Consider the following 17,822-nt stretch of genomic DNA (forward strand, 5'->3'; position numbering starts at 1 on the left):
ATATGGTAAAATGAGTAGGCGTGATAATGGGTAATAAAAACCATTATCCACGCCTTTTTCATTTATTAATTAGGGGGTAGGATGAATGATTGAACGACAAGACAATCGTCAATTTGAACTAGTTTCTGCATATAAACCCACAGGTGATCAGCCAAAAGCGATTGAGGAGCTCTCTTCAGGAATTCTAGAAGGAGAGAAGGCCCAGATCCTTTTGGGGGCAACGGGAACAGGCAAAACATTTACAATATCAAACGTAATAAAAAACGTTAATAAACCTACCCTTGTTTTGGCTCACAATAAGACACTAGCTGGACAATTATACAGTGAATTTAAAGAATTTTTTCCGAATAATGCAGTTGAGTACTTTGTCAGCTATTATGATTATTATCAACCTGAAGCATATGTACCTTCGAGTGACACTTATATTGAAAAAGACTCAAGTATTAACGATGAAATTGATAAGTTGCGACATTCTGCAACTAGTTCATTGTTGGAACGAAATGATGTGATTGTTGTTGCCTCTGTCTCTTCTATTTTTGGATTAGGTGATCCAAACGAATATCAAAAACATACGCTATCCTTACGCGTGGGACAAGAATTGGAACGAGACGCATTACTACGGCAATTAATCGATATACAATTTGAACGAAATGACATTGATTTTCAACGTGGAAGATTTCGTGTACATGGTGATATTGTTGAAATTTTCCCGGCTTCACGCGACGAGCGAGCATTGCGTATTGAATTTTTTGGAGATGAGATTGATCGTATTCGTGAAGTTGATGTACTTACAGGTGAAATTGTGGCAGAAAGAGAACATGTTTCAATTTTTCCTGCCACTCACTTTATGACAAACGAAGATATTATGGAGAAGGCCATCGATGGAATCCAAGAAGAGCTGCAAGTCCGTCTGGCTGAATTAAAAGATCAGCACAAGTTATTAGAGGCACAGCGTCTGGAGCAAAGAACAACGTATGATATTGAGATGTTGCGTGAGATGGGGTATTGTTCCGGAATTGAGAATTATTCACGACATATGGATGGAAGAAAATCTGGGGAACCACCCTATACATTGCTAGATTTCTTCCCAAAAGATTTTTTATTAGTGGTAGATGAGTCTCATGTGACAATGCCACAGGTGCGGGGAATGTATAATGGCGATCGTGCACGCAAGCAAATGTTAGTTGATTATGGATTTAGATTACCAAGTGCAATTGACAATCGACCATTAACATTGCATGAATTTGAGCAGCATGTAAATCAGATTGTCTATATGTCGGCTACACCAGGGCCTTATGAGCAAGAGCAGACAAATAAAATAGTACAACAAATTATCAGACCAACTGGGCTATTAGATCCGATAATTGAAGTCAGACCAATTATGGGGCAGATGGATGACTTGGTCGGTGAAATTAACAAACGAATTGAACGCAAAGAGCGAGTTTTTGTAACCACACTGACTAAAAAAATGGCGGAAGACCTATCGGATTACCTTAAGGAATTACAGATTAAGGGAAAATATCTACATTCGGACATAAAAACTTTAGAACGGACAAAAATCATCAGAGATCTAAGGTTGGGGCGCTTTGATGTTTTAGTTGGGATCAACTTGTTAAGAGAAGGGATTGATGTTCCCGAAGTTTCACTAGTTGTAATACTTGATGCTGATAAAGAAGGATTCTTAAGAAGTGAGCGCTCATTGGTTCAGACAATTGGTCGTGCTGCACGAAATGAGAATGGTCGTGTGATCATGTATGCTGACAAAATTACGGATTCAATGCAAGGCGCAATCGATGAAACAAAAAGAAGACGTGCAATTCAAGAAAATTATAATGAAGAGCACCACATTACTCCAAAAACTATCAAGAAGAAGGTTCGCGATTTGATTTCGATTACAAAACCTGCAGAAGGCGGTAAAAAGAAGCAGTCATTTACGGAACTTGAATTTTATGATATGGAGAAAGATGACCAAAAAGAGATGTTGGCTAAATTAGAAGAACAAATGAGATCAGCAGCTAAACAACTTGATTTCGAACAGGCTGCGACATTGAGAGATACCATTATTGAATTAAAGGCCCGCATAAAATAGAAAAGAGGAAGATACTTTGGCACAAAATAAGATTGTTATTCATGGTGCAAGAGCTCACAATCTGAAGAATATTGATGTGACAATTCCTAAGGACAAGCTGGTTGTTATCACAGGATTATCTGGTTCAGGAAAAAGTTCGCTTGCGTTTGATACATTATATGCTGAGGGACAAAGGCGCTATGTTGAGAGCTTGTCAGCATATGCCCGCCAATTTTTAGGACAAATGGATAAACCTGATGTCGACTCGATTGATGGTTTATCGCCAGCCATTTCAATTGATCAGAAAACAACTTCAAAAAATCCGCGTTCAACAGTAGGAACTGTCACAGAAATTAACGATTATCTTCGTCTTTTATGGGCACGTGTAGGGACACCATATTGTCCAAATGATGGTCATGAGATTACAAGCCAATCTCCTGAACAGATGGTAGATAAAATACTATCACTACCGGAAAGAACGAAAGTACAGATTTTGTCGCCAATTATTCGTGAAAAAAAGGGACAGCACAAAAAAATTTTTGAGAAGGTCAAGCGAGATGGATTCGTAAGGGTTCGTGTTGATGGTGAAATTCTAGATATTGGGGATAAGCTGGACCTAGATAAAAACAAGAAGCATACAATTGAAGTAGTTGTAGATCGTGTGGTTGTTAAGGAAGGAATCAGGTCACGTCTATTTGATTCTTTTGAAGCGGCGTTGCGTCTATCAGATGGGTATGCCAGCGCTGATACTGGCGATGATAAACTATTACAGTTTTCTGAAAACTTTGCATGCCCGTATTGTGGCTTCACGATTGGTGAATTAGAGCCTAGACTATTCTCCTTTAATGCTCCCTTTGGCGCCTGCCCAGAATGTGATGGCTTGGGAATGAAGCTTGAGGTAGATCTTGATTTAATAATTCCAGATAGTTCAAAGACGCTCAAGGAAGGTGCAGTTGAGCCCTGGAATCCGATAAGTTCACAATATTATCCAATGATGCTAGAACAAATGTGTCAGGAATTTAATATTGAGATGAACGTACCATTTGATAAATTGCCTAAAAAAGATCAGGAAATTGTATTATATGGTGCAGGCGAGAAAACATTCCATTTCCACTATGAAAATGATTTCGGAGGAGTTAGGGATGTTGATGCTAAGTTCGAAGGCGTCATTCCAAATATTGAAAGGCGTTATCACGAAACAAACAGTGATTTTACTAGGGATGTAATGCGTAAATACATGACAAGTCTGACATGTCAGACTTGTCAAGGATATCGTTTAAATCGTAAAGCACTTGCGGTGCAGATTGACGGGAAACATATTGGGCAGGTATCCGAAGATAATATCGAAGCTGCGTTAGATTTTTTCAAAAATTTGAAATTTAATGCTCAAGATACTGCAATTGCACAGCCGATTTTAAAAGAAATTAGAGATCGCTTGACATTCTTGATTAATGTTGGCCTCGCATACCTGACACTTAGTCGTTCAGCGCGAACTCTCTCTGGAGGTGAGGCGCAGCGAATCAGATTGGCAACACAGATTGGTTCGAATTTATCAGGTGTTTTATATATTCTTGATGAACCTTCAATCGGATTGCATCAAAGAGATAATGATCGCTTGATAGATTCGTTGAAGAAAATGAGAGACTTGGGTAATACCTTGATAGTTGTAGAACATGATGAAGATACAATGAGAGCTGCTGATTACTTGATTGATATCGGACCGGGTGCGGGCAGTAATGGTGGAGAAGTAATGGCAGCAGGGACACCAAAACAAGTTGCGCGGACTGCTAAATCATTGACTGGTCAATATTTGTCAGGTAAGAAGCATATTCCAGTGCCCAAAGAAAGGCGTACGGGTAATGGACAAAGAATTACTATTGAAGGTGCTAGTGAAAATAATTTGAAAAATATTGACGTTGATTTTCCATTGGGTACTTTTATTGCAGTTACAGGTGTCTCTGGTTCTGGTAAGTCGACATTAGTTAATATGATTTTAAAACGAGCTTTAGCGCAGAAATTAAATAATAATTCTGAAAAGCCAGGTAAGTACAAGGCAATTGTTGGAACTGAAGCACTTGAGAAAGTTATTAATATTGATCAAAGCCCAATAGGGAGAACTCCTCGCAGTAATCCTGCTACTTATACGAGTGTTTTTGATAATGTACGTGATCTCTTTGCGCAGACAAATGCTGCAAAAGTTCACGGCTATAGTAAAGGACGTTTTAGTTTTAATGTCAAAGGCGGTCGGTGTGAAGCTTGCAAGGGTGATGGCATCATCAAAATTGAGATGAATTTCTTACCTGACGTGTACGTACCATGCGAAGTGTGTCACGGAGCACGCTATAATTCTGAAACGCTTGCGATTGAATATAAGGGGAAAAACATTGCACAAATATTGAACATGACGGTTGAGGAGGCACTTGAATTTTTTAGTGCGATTCCCAAAATTAAAAGAAAATTGCAGACAATTGTCGATGTGGGTCTAGGATATGTCCAATTAGGACAGCCAGCGACAACCTTATCTGGAGGTGAAGCACAAAGAATGAAGCTTGCTTCGGAGCTGCACCGCAAGTCAGATGGCAAGACTTTCTATATTTTGGATGAACCAACTACAGGGCTACATACCGATGATATTAAGAACTTGTTACGTGTTTTAGTGCGTCTAGTTGATTCAGGAAATACTGTTTTGGTAATTGAGCATAATTTAGATGTCATAAAAACAGCAGATTATTTAATAGATCTCGGACCAGAAGGTGGTGCGGGCGGTGGTACAGTCATTGGTACCGGAACACCAGAACACCTTGCAGAGAATCCGGCAAGTTACACAGGTAAATATCTTAAAATGGTATTGAATAGATATAAGGATCAATAGGTATTGATTTTTATTAGTAAAATGCTAGAGTTAAGGTTAATTACAATTAGATTGGAGTTGTTTAATGATGGCAGAAGTTGAAAGCTTTACACTGGATCACACAGCTGTCAAAGCACCTTATGTGCGATTAATTACAGTTGAAGAAGGTAAAAAGGGTGACAAGGTTTCAAATTATGATTTGCGATTGGTACAACCAAATGAAAATGCAATTCCAACTGCAGGACTGCACACGATTGAACATATGTTAGCGGGATATCTACGCGATCGGATGGATGGTGTGATTGATTGTTCACCATTTGGATGCCGTACAGGTTTTCATCTTATTGTCTGGGGCGAACAAGACACAGCAGATGTTGCAAGAGCATTAAAGGGTTCACTAGCACAGATTGTTGATTCTACTTGGGACGATGTTCAAGGAACTGACATTACTAGTTGTGGTAATTATCGCGATCATTCACTTTTCTCCGCCAAAGAATGGTGCAAGAAGATTCTTGCTGAAGGAATTTCATCTGATGCCTTTGAGCGTAAAGTGGTTTAGATTAGGAATATAATATTTCGGGCAGACGGTAGCAGATTATTGAATTTGTTATTGTCTGTTTTTTTAGGGTAACATTTGGCGAAACTGATAAAAAGTCGCTATGACATGCCCGGTATGTTATAATGGCGAAAGGTTAATTAATGGGGGTTTGGATAAATGAAAGAGCCATTAAAACTTGTTGTAGTAACTGGAATGAGCGGCGCTGGAAAGACTGTAGCGGTGCAAAGCTTTGAGGATTTAGGCTATTTTTGCGTTGATAATATGCCACCATCTTTATTGCCTAAATTCTGGGAGTTAGTTCGTGAATCAGGCAAAATTAACAAGGTTGCACTTGTAATTGATTTAAGATCACGAGCGTTTTATGACGAGATAATTGAATTGTTAAGAAATCTAGATAATGATAGTTTTATAGATACAAAAATTCTTTTTTTGGATGCATCTGATGAAGAGTTGGTTGCTCGATATAAGGAAACAAGACGATCTCATCCACTTGCGATGGAAGGCAGATTAATGGATGGAATCAATCTTGAACGGGATCTTTTACGAGATATGCGGATGAAAGCTCAAATTGTAGTGGATACTAGCAAGCTTACACCTAGACAATTGCGTGAAGAGATTTTCCATAATTTTGAAACTAGTTCAGAGACGGCATTTCATATTGAGGTCATGTCATTTGGTTTCAAATATGGTGTGCCTATAGATGCTGATGTTGTTATGGACGTAAGATTCTTGCCAAATCCATATTACATTGATGCTTTAAAGAAGAAGACAGGTTTAGACAAAGATGTCTACGATTATGTAATGAATTCTGATAAAACTGAAGCATTTTATACGCAATTTATTACATTACTACAGACAATCATTCCTGGGTACAAGGATGAAGGAAAGACAAGTTTAACAATTGCAATTGGATGTACTGGAGGACAACATCGTTCAGTAGCCTTATCAAAAAGAATCGGAGAGGCACTGAAAGAAAATTATCCCGTAAGAATTTCACATCGCGATATTGCACGGCGGAAGGAGACAGTCAATCGCTCATGACGAAACACTTATTAAGAAAACGGCGTCCGAATATTGTTGTTATTGGTGGTGGAACTGGCCTCCCAGTAATTTTGAAAGCTTTAAGAAGAAAAAATGCAGATATTACGGCAGTCGTAACCGTAGCTGATGATGGCGGCTCGTCTGGTATTATTAGGGATTATATCAATGTAGTTCCTCCAGGTGACATACGCAATGTGCTAGTAGCGTTATCTGATTTACCTGAAATCTATAAGAATATTTTTCAGTATAGATTCGATTCTAAGGATCAATTTTTCTCAGGACATGCAATTGGTAATTTGATAATTGCTGCACTATCAGAAATGAACAACAGTGGGATCTTTAGTGCAGTTCAGGAACTTACAAAGTTGATGAAAGTAGAAGGTCATGTCTATCCTGCATCCAACTATCCATTAGTTCTCAATGCAAGATTTACAGACGGTTCAGTAATCGTTGGAGAATCGGAGATCTCGGCTGCAGGAAAAACAATTGATAAGGTTTGGGTTTCGAGATCAAATAATGCAATCCCTGAAGCAGTTCCAGAAGTAATCAATGCCATAATGGAAGCAGATCAAATTGTCTTAGGACCGGGTAGCCTATTTACCAGTATTTTGCCTAATTTGATGATTTCAAATGTTGGTGAGGCTGTGTGCAAAACGAATGCAGAAGTAATTTATATTTGCAATATTATGACACAAAAGGGTGAGACAGAGCACTTTACAGATGCGGATCATGTGCGTGTCTTACACCAGCATTTAGGAATGAATTTTATTGACACGGTTTTTGTCAATACTGAACCTGTGCCGGATGATTACATGGATCAGCAAAAATATGATGAGTACTTGTACCAAGTCAAGCATGATTTTAATGGTCTGCGCAATTTAGGATGTAGGGTAGTTTCCAATAATTTTTTAGAACTCAGAAATCATGGGGTATTTCATAATGGTAGACAGGTTGTTGATGAATTACTTGGTTTAACGAGTCGCCCGTTGTCTTGGATGGATAGTAAATTGAACTAGAAAATTTAGAGGGGGTGGCTGCATGTCTTACGCCAGTGATGTGAAAAAAGAATTGACAACACTTGAGGTTCATTTTGGAAATGCAAAGGCTGAATTGATGGCATTAATTCGAATGAACGGATCTTTGAGCCTTGTAAACCATCATTTTGTATTAAATGTTCAAACAGAAAATCCTGCAATTGCTCGGCGAATATACCAGCTGCTGAAAAAGTTTTATGAGGTTGAAAGCGAATTATTAGTGAGAAGAAAGATGAAGCTCAAGAAAAATAATTTGTACATTGTTCGTCTAAAAACAGGTAGTGAACAAGTATTAAGAGATCTTGATATACTTGATGGTTTTCAGTTGAAGACGGGAGTCCCTCTTAATTTTTTAGAAGATGATGCAAAAGTCAGATCATACTTAAGAGGAGCTTTTTTGGCAGCGGGTTCGGTAAACAATCCAGAAACAAGTCGTTATCATTTAGAAATTTATTCACTATATGAGGAACAAAATGATGTAATTTGTGACTTAATGAACCGCTATAGGTTGAACGCACGCAAGACTGAAAGACGTAGTGGATATATTACTTACTTAAAAGAGGCAGAAAAAATTGCAGATTTCTTGTCCTTAGTTGGGGCTACAAGCGCAATGCTCAAGTTTGAGGACATTAGAATTGTGCGCGACATGCGCAATTCAGTCAACCGAATTGTTAATTGCGAGAATGCTAATATGAATAAAGTGGCTGATGCGGCAAAGCATCAAATTGAGAATATTGGATTTATTGATGCAAATTATGGAATTAACAAGTTACCGCCCAAGATTCAAGATATTGCGCGTGCAAGATTGGCACATCCAGAAGTTAGTTTAAAAGAGCTGGGGGATTTGGTAGAAAATGGACCAATTTCTAAATCAGGAGTCAATCATCGATTACGGAAAATAAATGAATTGGCTGAACAATTAAGAAATGGTAATGAAATATTAAAGGGCGTATGACATAAGTCGGTAAAATTTGACCACTGAAATAAGTGAATTGGTATGATATTAAGGTAAAAAATAGAAAGACAGAGTCAAAAATTAACTTTTTGAGCCTGTCTTTCTATTTTTTTACGAATAAACGTGTTTTATAAGTCACATTTCTCGACGTATTCCACATTCTCAGTTTATTATCTTATTTTAGATTCTTTTTGTTTTCCATGATGCCATCAATCAAACCATAATCAACGGCTTGTTGAGCAGTCATAAAGTTATCACGTTCAGTATCGCGATTAATTTTTTTAATATCTTGACCAGAACCATCTGCCAAAATCTTATTGACAAGTTTACGAGTTTTTAAGATGTGTTCTGCGGCAATATTAATTTCAGTTGCTTGACCTTGTGCGCCACCTGATGGTTGATGAATCATAATTTCTGAATTAGGCAATGCAAAACGTTTGCCCTTTGTACCAGCAGTTGAAAGGACACTTGCCATAGAAGCAGCCATCCCCATTACGATTGTTTGAACATCTGCTTTAACAAAGTTCATCGTATCATAGATTGCCAATCCAGCAGACACGCTGCCACCTGGTGAGTTGATATAAATGTAAATGTCCTTTTCTGAATCCTGTGCATCTAAGAACAGCAATTGTGCAATGATAGCATTAGCCATGTCATCATTGACTTCTCCAGAAAGCATGATAATGCGATCTTTTAGAAGTCTTGAGTAAATATCATACGCACGTTCGCCTTGTGCTGATTGTTCAATAACAGTAGGTACTAAATTCATTGAACGACGACCCCCTCAAACTATAATTTAACGTTTTAAGTGTAGCACTCAAACGTTTGTATTGCTAGTTTAACTTAATGGTCAAAAAAGGTCAAATAAAAAGGCAGGACTTGAAATAATTGTGATCTAGGCAGCAGTTATAAAAGAGGCTTTGAATAATTTTAAAGCTTCTTTTATAAGGCAGGCATCTGATTATTAAAAAAATGAGGGACTGGAGCAAAAGTTAAACTTTGACCAGCTCAGCTATTTATTGTGAATAAACATGTTTCAGCTTTAAGATGTAAGCATAATTACGAATCAAAAAAGCACCTCCAAAACTTGATTTGCATGTTCAAGTTTTGCAAGCACTCCCTTGCTTCATTGAGGTTGTACAGATTTTCTCAATTTATCTTTGTGGATTACTATAAAAGCAATAATATATTGCCACCTTCAAAATAATAGTAAAACTTGCTGGACGTATTTTAAGCACGTTGCTGTTCGCTAATAGTTGTTTTGTAAGCGGTAAACCTTTATAATCACCAATAGATACTATGCGCCACGTGGGAGTCGAACCCACATTACAAGAACCGGAATCTTGCGTGCGATCCATTACACTAGCGGCGCAATTACTCATACTATTCTACAAGAAAGAATTCAAATTTACAAGTTGAAAAGATAGGTGAAATTTTATGCCCCACAATCAAAGTTATGGATATGGGCAGATTCAAAAGCAGATTCAAAAATTTGCCATGACCCAACAGATGCAGCAGTCAATTCAGATATTGCGCTATAGTACTGAAGATCTTGCGAAATATCTAAAACAAAAACAATTGGATAATCCATTTGTTTCTATCAAAGAAACGATGAGCTATACTGGTAATTCGACTGGTATGTCAGAGCTCAAGGCAAGCCAATTTGACATGATTACGGATAATAAAGGTCAGTCGCTTTATGACTATCTATTGTCACAGGTTCATTTAACGATGAGAAAAACAAATCTCAGAAGTTGGGTTATTTATTTAATTGGACAACTTGATGAGAATGGATATTTGAAAGTTGATTTAGAAAAGTTAATTGCAAAAACTGGTGTTGATTATATTACGATGATGGATGCGCTGACTTTGCTGCAGCAACTTGATCCACCTGGCGTTGGCGCACGTTCTTTGAAAGAGTGTTTGCTTTTACAAATTCAAAATATCGAAAATGCTCCTGCTGCAGCACAATTAATTATTGAAAATGAGTTTGAAAATTTGGTTGATCAGGACTGGGACAAAATTGCAGTTGATTTGTCCATAGATACAAAACAGGTTTCAAAGGTTGTTGAATTTATTAAGCGACTGACCCCAGCGCCAGGGGCAGCTTTTGAACAAGAAAATATTGGGTATGTTTATCCTGATTTAATAATAAAAAAAAATCCAGAGACACTTGACTTTAGTATCAAAACAACCAAGAGGACAAAACCTTTAGTTGTCTTCAAGCAAGATTACTATAATAAGTTTACAACAGAAAATGAAATTGAAGTTCAAAAATTTTTGAAAGAAAAACAAAAAGATTTCCAAGAACTTATTAAAGATATTGAGTTGCGTGCGGAAACCATTGTCAGAGTGGCAGAGGTCATAATTGAACGCCAGCATGATTTCTTTTTGAATGATGGACAGCAGTTGAAACCGCTACTTTTAAGAGATGTTGCGCAAAAGTTAAACCTGCATGAGTCTACTATTAGTCGAGCTGTCAATGGGAAGTACTTGCGGTGTGATTATGGAGTCTATGAACTGAAATACTTCTTTAGAAGGCCTGTAAATAGTATGGAACAAGATATCTCTGTAGACACAATAAAGGAACACATAAATGTGATTGTGACGGCTGAGAATCAGCAAAAACCATTGTCAGATAGTAAGATAGTCCTGAAATTAGAAAAGGTTGGAATACAAATATCACGTAGAACGGTTGCAAAATATCGCGAAGAACTGAAGATTGGCAGTTCAACACAAAGAAAAAGAAATTAAATTTATGGTTGAATTTTTTAAATGTAAATGAAATTATACTATTGTTCGCTACTTGGAGTGGTTTTCTATAATTTTTACGTTAAAATTCGGAATAACAGAATAATTAGGCTCGCTATTGATATAAATTTAGTCTATTAACGACCATTGTTAATAAGAACTTACTGGCTTGCATTAGGCATGAAATATTGCTATAATGCAGTTGTTGATGGAGGTATGAGAACAATTAAAGAGAAATTGTTGTTGTGCTTTTGTTTTTTGACTTGCTGGGTCGTTTAACGACACCACTGGACAATATTGGTCCCATTAGGAAGGTAACTATGATGCATCAGGAGTTTGAATGGATTGAAAAGATTGCTCCCGACATGGTTGAAACCATGGTGCAACGGTTCATGATATTACGGTATATCTCTTGGATGGGACCGGTTGGCAGGCGAGTTCTTTCGCAGGAGTTCGGATTGACGGAGCGTGTGCTTAGAACTGAGACCGATTTTCTACGCGAGCAAAGTTTAATTGCTTCAACTAGGTCTGGCATGATTATTACTGAAAAAGGTCAGGATGTTATTCAGGGCCTTAGAGGGTTAATGGATCAATTTGCAGACATGAGACACCAAGAAGTTGAGCTTTCAAAGAGATTGGGCATTGAAAAGTGTTTGATTGTAGCAGGTGATTCTGACAAGCAGCCAAGAGTTATAGAGGAAATGGGCAAGCTTGTTGATGAATCGTTGGCAGCAGCTTTGCCGAATGGTAAGAATGTGATTGCTGTCATGGGAGGCATTACGATGGCGGCAATTGCAAAGGCTCTCACAAAGCGGATTGGTGAGGATCGTGAATTACTTTTTGTGCCTGCCAGAGGCGGTGTAGGAGAAGCAGTTGATATTCAAGCCAATACGGTTAGTTCGCAGATGGCAATGCATACTGGTGGGCAGCACCGTGCGTTGTATGTACCTGAACAACTGAGCGAGGAGGCATTTGAACCTTTACTCAAGGAACCAGCAATTCAGCGTGTAATTGAGTTAATTCGAAATAGTGATGCTGCTATTCATAGTGTAGGTGATGCTATTCGGATGGCTGAAAGACGAGACATGCCTATTTCTGTAATTGAAATGCTTAAAAAAAGACATGCGGTCGGGGAAGCTTTTGGTTACTTTTTTGATGAATTGGGTAAGGTAGTGTATAAGATCCCAAGGATTGGATTACAATTAGAGGATCTCACTGAGATGAAATGTGTGCTTGCAGTTGCTGGCGGTGCCTCAAAGGCTAAGGCAATTGTGGCTTACATGAAACATGCTCCTAAGCAAACTTGTCTGATTACAGATGAGGGGGCAGCAAACTTGATTTTAAAAAAGTAGTGTTTAACCAACACACTTTTTAAAATAAATTTTTTATTTCCTAAAGGAGGAAATTTTAGTATGACTACTAAAGTAGGTATTAATGGTTTTGGCCGTATTGGCCGTTTGGCATTCCGCCGTATTGCTGAGACTTCAGAAAGCTTGGAAGTTGTTGCTATCAACGATTTGACATCTCCAGCTATGTTGGCACATTTATTGAAGTATGATACAGCTCATGGTCAATTCGATGCTGAAATCTCTGCTACAGACAATGCACTTGTTGTTAATGGCAAAGAAATTCCTGTATACGCAGAAGCAGATGCACGCAACATTCCTTGGGTTAAGAATGATGGTGTTGATTTGGTTCTTGAATCAACAGGTTTCTACACATCAGAAGAAAAGGCAGCTGCACATATTGAAGCCGGCGCAAAACGTGTTCTTATTTCAGCACCAGCTGGTAAGATGAAGACAATCGTTTATAGTGTTAATGATGATACATTGACAAACGATGATAAGATTGTTTCTGCTGCTTCATGTACTACAAACTGTTTAGCTCCTTTAGCAAAAGCTATGAATGATGCTTTTGGTATTAAAGCTGGTACTATGACAACAATCCATGCTTACACAGCTACACAAAAATTACAAGATGGTCCAGATCGTGGTGGCAATGTTCGTAATGCTCGTGCTGCTGCAGCTAACACAATTCCTCATTCAACTGGTGCTGCTAAGGCTCTTGGCTTAGTTGTTCCTGAATTGAACGGTAAGTTAGACGGACATGCACAACGTGTTCCAGTTATCACAGGTTCATTAACAGAATTAGTTACAACTCTTGACAAAGAAGTAACTGCTGATGAAGTTAATGCAGCTGTTAAGAAAGTTACAGATGGCAACGCATCATTTGGTTACAATAATGATGGAATCGTTTCATCAGATGTCATTGGAACAACATTTGGTTCAGTATTTGATCCAACTCAAACACAGGTTGTTGGTTCAGGTGAAGGACAAGTTGTTAAGACTGTTGCATGGTATGATAACGAATCTGGTTTTACAGCACAAATGATCCGTACTTTGGAAAAATTTGCTAGCATGCTTTAAGATTTAGCTGACGCTAAATTTTTAATCGATTTAGTTCATTAAGGCGGGGGGAGGCAACTCTCTTCGCTTTTTATTTTAAAAAAATGGAGGATTACAATTCATGGCTAAACTAACTGTTTCTGATTTAGATGTTACGGGTAAAAAAGTTTTAATTCGTGTTGACTTTAATGTTCCTATTAAAAATGGTGTTATTGGAAATGATAACCGTATTGTTGCGGCATTACCAACAATTAAATATATTGTTGAAAATGGTGGGAAAGCGATTTTATTTTCACATCTTGGTCGTGTCAAGACTGAAGAAGATAAGAAGGAATTATCACTTCGTCCAGTTGCCGAAAAATTAGCTGATTTGGTTAAAAAACCAGTTACATTTGTTCCAACAACTCGTGGTGCACAACTTGAAGAAGCAATTAACAAGATGAATAATGGCGATATTTTGTTAGTTGAGAATACACGTTTTGAAGACCTAGATGGTAAAAAAGAATCTAAGAATGATCCTGAATTAGGAAAATATTGGGCATCACTTGGCGATTTGTTTGTAAACGATGCATTTGGTACAGCTCATCGTTCACATGCTTCTAATGTAGGAATTGCAAGTAACATGGACCAAGCTGCTGCTGGATTCTTACTTGAAAAAGAAATCAAATTCTTGGGCAATGCCGTTGATACTCCTGTTCATCCATTTGTTGCCATTTTAGGTGGTGCAAAGGTTTCAGATAAGATTGGTGTTATTGATCATCTTCTTGCAAAGGCTGATAAGGTTATTATCGGTGGCGGTATGACTTACACATTTTATGCTGCTAAAGGCATGAGCATTGGTAATTCATTGGTTGAATCTGATAAGATTGAACTTGCTAAGGAAATTATTGCAAAAGCTGGAGACAAATTAGTATTACCAATTGATTCAGTTGTTGCTGAAAAATTTGATAATGATGTACCTAATAAAATTGTTGATGGTGACATTCCTGATGGGTATATGGCACTTGATATTGGACCTAAGTCAATCGCCTTATTCAAAGATGTTCTTAAAGATGCTAAAACAGTTGTTTGGAATGGACCTATGGGTGTATTTGAAATGAGTAATTATGCTGAAGGAACTCTTGAAGTTGGTAAGTTCTTAGGTACCCTTAGCGATGCTACAACAATTGTTGGTGGGGGCGATTCAACAGCTGCTGTTCAACAATTAGGTGTTGCTGATCAATTGACACATATTTCAACTGGTGGTGGTGCTTCCCTCGAATATCTCGAAGGTAAGACACTTCCTGGAATTGCTGCTGTTTCAGATAAATAAATCTATAATAGGCAAAATTGAAAGGATGATATAAGTGCGTACACCAATTATTGCAGGTAACTGGAAAATGAACCTGAATCCAGAACAGACTGCTGAATTTGTTAATGCTGTGAAAAAGGACTTGCCAGCTGCAAGTAAAGTTGAATCAGTTATTGCTGCACCAGCTGTTGATCTTCCAGCACTTTTGGAAGCTGCAAAGGGTTCAGAATTAAAAGTTGCTGCTGAAAATTGCTACTTCGAAGATGAAGGTGCATTTACTGGTGAAACTTCTCCAAAAGTTCTTAAAGAAATGGGCGTTGATTATGTAGTTATCGGTCATTCAGAACGTCGTGATTATTTCCACGAAACTGACGAAGATATCAATAAAAAAGCCCATGCAATCTTCAAAAACGGTCTCTTACCAATTATTTGTTGTGGTGAGACTCTTACAACTCGTGAGGCTGGTAAGGCAGAAGCATGGGTTGAAGGACAGGTAACCGCAGCATTAAAGGGTCTTTCAAGTGAGCAAGTTGCAAGTTCTGTAATTGCATATGAACCAATCTGGGCTATTGGCACAGGTAAGACAGCTTCATCAGATCAAGCTGAAGAGATTTGTGCAGTTGTTCGTAAAACTGTTGCAAAGCTCTATAATGAAACTGTTGCTGACAAAGTTCGTATTCAATATGGCGGTTCTGTAAAACCAGCTAATGTTAAGGAACTTATGAGCAAGGAAAATATTGATGGTGGGCTTGTTGGTGGTGCGTCATTAGTTCCCGAATCATATTTGGCATTGGTCAACTTTAACAAATAATTGATATTTTTTACGACTAACAATTGAAAGTTGTTAAGAAAACCTTTAAAATAGGTTTGGGCGAGAAACTCAAGCCAATCTAAAACTCAAAGGAGAGTATATTATGTCTAGTATTACAGAAATCTATGCACGCGAAGTCTTAGATTCACGTGGTAACCCAACAGTTGAAGCAGAAATTTATACAGAAGCAGGTGCTTTTGGCCGTGGAATTGTTCCTTCAGGTGCATCTACTGGTGAACATGAAGCTGTTGAATTACGTGATGGTGACAAGTCGCGTTACATGGGTAAGGGTGTAGAAAAAGCTGTTGCTAATGTTAACGACATTATTGCAAAAGAAATTGTTGGTTACGAAGTTACAGATCAAGTTGCTATTGATAGAGCTATGATTGCTTTAGATGGTACACCTAACAAAGGTAAATTAGGCGCAAATGCTATTTTGGCTGTATCAATTGCTGCTGCACGTGCTGCTGCAGATGAATTACAAGTGCCTCTTTACAACTACTTAGGTGGTTTCAATGCACACGTTCTCCCAACACCTATGATGAATGTTATTAATGGTGGGGCTCATTCTGACAACAAGGTTGACTTCCAGGAATTTATGATTATGCCTGTTGGTGCCAAGTCTGTCAAAGAAGCGATTCGTATGGGTTCAGAAACTTTCCATAACTTACAAAAATTACTTGCTAAAGCTGGCAAAGTAACTTCTGTTGGTGATGAAGGTGGTTTTGCTCCTGATTTTGAAAACAACGAAGAACCATTGAAGTTTTTGATTGAAGCAATCGAAGCTGCTGGTTACAAGCCAGGTAGTGACGTTGCAATCGCAATTGATGTTGCTTCATCAGAACTTTGGGATGGCGAAACTGGTAAATACAAGTTACGCTGGTCAACAGGTGAAGAATTCTCTACAGAAGAATTTATCAGCTATCTTGAAGGTTTAGTTGACAAGTATCCAATTATTTCAATTGAAGATCCTATTGATGAAAATAACTGGGATGACTGGAAGACAATTACTAGTGAATTAGGTAAGAAAGTCCAACTTGTTGGTGATGACTTCTTTGTTACAAACACAGAATACTTGAAAAAGGGTATTAAGATGGGTGCTGCAAACTCAATCCTCATCAAAGTTAACCAGATTGGTACATTGACAGAAACTGTTGAAGCTATCGAAATGGCTAAAGAAGCTGGCTATACAGCGATTGTTTCTCATCGTTCAGGTGAAACTGAAGATACAACAATTGCTGATTTGGTTGTTGCTACAAATGCAGGTCAAATTAAGACTGGCTCAATGAGTCGGACAGACCGAATTGCTAAGTACAACCAATTGATGAGAATTGAAGACCAATTGAGCGAAAGCGTAGCTCAATACAAGGGTATTCATTCATTCTATAACTTGAGTGAACAAGCTCGTCAAGAAATTGAAGGCAAGTAATTAAATAAAAGAGTGTTTTTTGCTTGTTAGTTTTGAATTAGTAAGACAACTTAACAAGAAGAAAATACAAAAACAATATCTAATAGCGAGGCTGGATCAAAAGCTAAATTTTGATTCGGTCTCTTTTTTATGCTTGATTAATTATTTTGGAGACTTTGAACGGATACTTTTATAATTAAATACAGAAATAAGCCTGAATAACTTGACATCCGGAATGTTAGAAAGTATATTGCAAGATAATGTTATACTGTGAAGTGAATCTAGATATATTCAGAAGAATTATTATTAAAAGATCGTGGTGTATAAGTGTTATAACTGACTGGAAATAAAAGATTATTTATGCTACATTATAATAGATGTAGATTACCTATGGAGTAAGGGGGTATGAACTTGTATAATTTAATTTTAACTATTTTGATGATTGTTTCAGTATTAATTATAATTGCAGTAATGATGCAACCTGCAAAAAACGATAATGCTGCTTCCGCTTTGTCAGGTGGTGCGGCTGATTTATTTAGCAAGCAAAAGCCTCGCGGATTTGAGGCATTTATGCAGAAGGTAACAGCTGTGTTGGGGGTCATCTTCTTTCTACTTTCATTGGCTTTGGTTTATATTTCATCGCATTGA

14 protein-coding genes and 1 tRNA gene are annotated in these 17,822 nt (G+C 37.8%); 13 read left to right on the forward strand and 2 right to left on the reverse strand.

The window, feature by feature from the left end; all coding sequences use genetic code 11:
• The first annotated feature begins 85 nt into the window (after positions 1-85).
• The 6 genes from uvrB to whiA all read left to right on the forward strand — a co-directional run bounded on the left by uvrB (position 86) and on the right by whiA (position 8,508).
• Positions 86-2,089 carry an excinuclease ABC subunit UvrB gene (uvrB, locus tag FFX44_RS03460; protein ID WP_289977909.1) on the forward strand — a complete coding sequence of 668 codons (2,004 nt, stop codon included), beginning with the start codon at positions 86-88 and terminating at the stop codon, positions 2,087-2,089.
• A 16-nt stretch (positions 2,090-2,105) separates the two neighbouring features.
• Positions 2,106-4,940, forward strand: coding sequence for an excinuclease ABC subunit UvrA (gene uvrA / locus FFX44_RS03465; RefSeq protein WP_289977911.1), 2,835 nt, complete (start codon positions 2,106-2,108; stop codon positions 4,938-4,940).
• 67 nt (positions 4,941-5,007) lie between these two features.
• Positions 5,008-5,478, forward strand: coding sequence for an S-ribosylhomocysteine lyase (locus FFX44_RS03470; protein ID WP_289978638.1), 471 nt, complete (start codon positions 5,008-5,010; stop codon positions 5,476-5,478).
• Positions 5,479-5,634: 156 nt separating this feature from the next.
• Complete coding sequence (gene rapZ / locus FFX44_RS03475; RefSeq protein WP_289977913.1) at positions 5,635-6,519, forward strand: RNase adapter RapZ; 885 nt, start codon at positions 5,635-5,637, stop codon at positions 6,517-6,519.
• Positions 6,516-7,535 (forward strand): YvcK family protein, encoded by a 1,020-nt coding sequence (locus tag FFX44_RS03480; RefSeq protein ID WP_289977914.1) that lies wholly within the window; start codon positions 6,516-6,518, stop codon positions 7,533-7,535. The genes rapZ and FFX44_RS03480 overlap by 4 nt, the downstream gene beginning before the upstream one ends.
• A 22-nt stretch (positions 7,536-7,557) precedes the next feature.
• Positions 7,558-8,508, forward strand: a complete 951-nt coding sequence (gene whiA / locus FFX44_RS03485; protein WP_289977917.1) for a DNA-binding protein WhiA — start codon at positions 7,558-7,560, stop codon at positions 8,506-8,508.
• 175 nt (positions 8,509-8,683) lie between these two features.
• Here whiA and clpP read toward each other — a convergent pair whose 3' ends face one another.
• Both clpP and FFX44_RS03495 read right to left on the reverse strand, forming a co-directional pair.
• On the reverse strand, positions 8,684-9,277 hold the full coding sequence (gene clpP / locus FFX44_RS03490) for an ATP-dependent Clp endopeptidase proteolytic subunit ClpP (RefSeq protein ID WP_289977919.1): 594 nt from the start codon (positions 9,275-9,277) through the stop codon (positions 8,684-8,686).
• A 531-nt stretch (positions 9,278-9,808) separates the two neighbouring features.
• Positions 9,809-9,880: transfer RNA gene (locus FFX44_RS03495), tRNA-Arg, on the reverse strand.
• A gap of 65 nt (positions 9,881-9,945) precedes the next feature.
• Here FFX44_RS03495 and rpoN point away from each other — a divergent pair.
• The 7 genes from rpoN to secG all read left to right on the forward strand — a co-directional run bounded on the left by rpoN (position 9,946) and on the right by secG (position 17,822).
• Positions 9,946-11,262: an RNA polymerase factor sigma-54 gene (gene rpoN / locus FFX44_RS03500; protein ID WP_289977920.1), complete on the forward strand. Its 1,317-nt coding sequence runs from the start codon at positions 9,946-9,948 to the stop codon at positions 11,260-11,262.
• Between the two features lie 320 nt (positions 11,263-11,582).
• Positions 11,583-12,611, forward strand: coding sequence for a sugar-binding domain-containing protein (locus FFX44_RS03505; protein ID WP_289978640.1), 1,029 nt, complete (start codon positions 11,583-11,585; stop codon positions 12,609-12,611).
• Between the two features lie 60 nt (positions 12,612-12,671).
• Positions 12,672-13,685: a type I glyceraldehyde-3-phosphate dehydrogenase gene (gap, locus tag FFX44_RS03510; protein WP_289977922.1), complete on the forward strand. Its 1,014-nt coding sequence runs from the start codon at positions 12,672-12,674 to the stop codon at positions 13,683-13,685.
• A 100-nt stretch (positions 13,686-13,785) separates the two neighbouring features.
• On the forward strand, positions 13,786-14,976 hold the full coding sequence (locus FFX44_RS03515) for a phosphoglycerate kinase (RefSeq protein ID WP_289977927.1): 1,191 nt from the start codon (positions 13,786-13,788) through the stop codon (positions 14,974-14,976).
• A 34-nt stretch (positions 14,977-15,010) separates the two neighbouring features.
• A complete protein-coding gene (gene tpiA, locus FFX44_RS03520; RefSeq protein ID WP_289977928.1) occupies positions 15,011-15,766 on the forward strand; it encodes a triose-phosphate isomerase in 756 nt (251 codons plus the stop codon).
• A gap of 103 nt (positions 15,767-15,869) precedes the next feature.
• Entirely contained in the window at positions 15,870-17,195 is a 1,326-nt protein-coding gene (gene eno / locus FFX44_RS03525; RefSeq protein WP_289977930.1) for a phosphopyruvate hydratase, read from the forward strand.
• 390 nt (positions 17,196-17,585) lie between these two features.
• Positions 17,586-17,822, forward strand: coding sequence for a preprotein translocase subunit SecG (secG, locus tag FFX44_RS03530; protein WP_289977931.1), 237 nt, complete (start codon positions 17,586-17,588; stop codon positions 17,820-17,822).

This window comes from Lactobacillus sp. UCMA15818, from assembly GCF_030400225.1.
GTDB lineage: Bacteria > Bacillota > Bacilli > Lactobacillales > Lactobacillaceae > Liquorilactobacillus.